We start from the raw sequence: 1891 nt of genomic DNA, 5'->3' as shown, positions 1-1891 counted from the left end.
AAACAAACAGAATGCTATCGCTGCATAGTTGAACAGTGATGTTCAGCAGTGTTCAGCGTAAATGTATCAGGATCCAAGCAACAGAACATTTTGAGAACAGTCTCCAAACCATAGTCATTTCAAGCTAGATTGAGACACTCCCCAAGCGCTCTGTGCCGCTGCCGCGACCAACCCCAGCTCTTCTCCCAGAGAGAGAGGGAAGTTAGGGAACAATGCAACAGAAATGTTTCATTCCTGTTTAATAATGACTACACAAGTGGCTGCGCAGTTTATAGCTCTGTAGGGTGTTGGCCAGCAGCATCGTTACCGTCATCGGCCCTACGCCTCCCGGTACGGGCGTGATGGCAGCGGCCAACTCTTTGACCGCTTCATAGTCCACATCTCCCACCAATTGCTCGGCTCCGGTGGGGGTCTCGATGCGGTTGATGCCAACGTCGATGACCACCGCGCCGGGTTTTACCATGTCTGCCCTCAGCAAGCGGGGGCGGCCCACGGCCATCACCACAATGTCGGCGGCGCGGGTCACTTCTGCCAAGTCGGGGGTGCGGGAGTGGGCTAGGGTGACCGTCGCATCGGCGGCCAGCAACATCAGGCTCAAGGGCTTGCCCACCAAGATGCTGCGACCAACCACCACTGCCTTTCGGCCTGCAATCGGGATCCCTTCTGCTTGCAACAGGCGCATCACGCCCAAGGGGGTACAACTGCGTAGGCCGGGCTCGCCGCGCAACAGCCGGCCCAGGTTGAGGGGATGGAGTCCATCCACATCTTTGTCGGGATTGATGGCCAGAAGGGGGGGGATGGGATCCCAGCCGGGGGGCAGGGGCAGTTGGACGAGGATGCCATCCACCCGCTCGTCCTGATTGAGTTGGTCGATGGTGTCGAGCAAATGGGCAGGGGAGTCTTGGGCGGAAAAATGTCGGCCAAAAGAAGCAATGCCCAACCGCTCACAGGCCCGCTCTTTGCCGCGCACATAAGCCGCACTGGCGGGATCCTCTCCAACCCGCAGCACTGCCAATCCCGGTGGCCGCCCCACCTGAGGTATCCAAGCTTGCACTTGGGCGGCCATCTCCGCTTGCAGACGGGCGGCTAAGGCTTTGCCATCGAGGATTTTTGCGGGCATGGGGGCGCAAGGATAAAGACAACCATCCAACGACCATCCATAGTGAAGCAGAATGGCAACAGCAGTGCAGGGGAAATGATCGGGTGGGATCCCTATGATTCGGGCAGGTCTTCTTCCTCTTGGCCCAATTGCTCGATGATGATCTCCACCTGCTGCCGCTTTTGCTCCAGGAAGTCCGCGCAGGTTTTCAGGGTTCGGGCGGCCTGTTGAAAGCGCTCCACCACCTCGGCCAGATCCAGCTCCCCCGATTCAATCTGGGCAATCAAAGTTTCCACCTCGGCAATGGCTGCTTCATAGCGCCACGGCTCCTCACGTTTGCGGCGGCTCATGGCTCTCCTCTACTCGTACCCATAGGCTTCCCGAGGCCAGTTGTATCATCAGGCGGGTTTGGGGAGGCAGGCGATGGGTGCGGATCAGGGATCCCTCTTCATCTCGCACCAGGGCATAGCCCCGTTTCAGAATGGCTTCGGGATCGAGCGCTTGGAGGCGATCTTGCAGGGCCTGTTGGTGCTGTTGGTGTTGCCGGAGGCGATGGCGCACGGCTTGGAGCAGGCGATGTTGGCGCTGGGTCAAGCGCTCCTGAGCCTGTTGCAACAGCCGCTCTGGATGCACGTAAGCCAGGTGGTGCTGGGCCTGCTGCAAACGCTGCTGGGCTTTTTCCAAAGCTTGGCGGGTGCGTTCGATCAACTTCTGGCGCAACTGGGATCCCTGACGCTGCAATTCCCCCAGATCCGGCACGATCCGCTCGGCAGCTGCCGTTGGGGTATGGGC

The 1891-nt window shown here is 59.4% G+C and carries 3 protein-coding genes; all 3 read right to left on the bottom strand.

Annotated elements, in window-relative coordinates; translation table 11 throughout:
• Nucleotides 1–238 precede the first annotated feature (238 nt).
• Nucleotides 239–1120: a bifunctional methylenetetrahydrofolate dehydrogenase/methenyltetrahydrofolate cyclohydrolase FolD gene (gene folD, locus NW837_RS11535; RefSeq protein WP_011431762.1), complete on the bottom strand. Its 882-nt coding sequence runs from the start codon at nt 1118–1120 to the stop codon at nt 239–241.
• A gap of 92 nt (nt 1121–1212) precedes the next feature.
• Nucleotides 1213–1449: an exodeoxyribonuclease VII small subunit gene (gene xseB, locus NW837_RS11530; RefSeq protein ID WP_414331652.1), complete on the bottom strand. Its 237-nt coding sequence runs from the start codon at nt 1447–1449 to the stop codon at nt 1213–1215.
• Nucleotides 1430–1891: exodeoxyribonuclease VII large subunit (locus NW837_RS11525; protein ID WP_414331650.1), on the bottom strand; the 462-nt coding region annotated here is incomplete at its 5' end. The genes xseB and NW837_RS11525, both read right to left, overlap by 20 nt.

Source organism: Synechococcus sp. R6-10 (genome assembly GCF_047461815.1).
In the GTDB taxonomy this organism is placed as follows: Bacteria; Cyanobacteriota; Cyanobacteriia; order Thermostichales; family Thermostichaceae; genus Thermostichus.
Note: the sequence above shows the minus strand (reverse complement) of the source record. Positions and strands in the feature narration are given on the sequence as shown.

Excerpts from the sequence above, each read along its gene's own strand:
- xseB (WP_414331652.1), bottom strand. The coding sequence starts at position 1,449 with ATGAGCCGCCGCAAACGTGAGGAGCCGTGGCGCTATGAAGCAGCCATT.
- folD (WP_011431762.1), bottom strand. The coding sequence starts at position 1,120 with ATGCCCGCAAAAATCCTCGATGGCAAAGCCTTAGCCGCCCGTCTGCAA.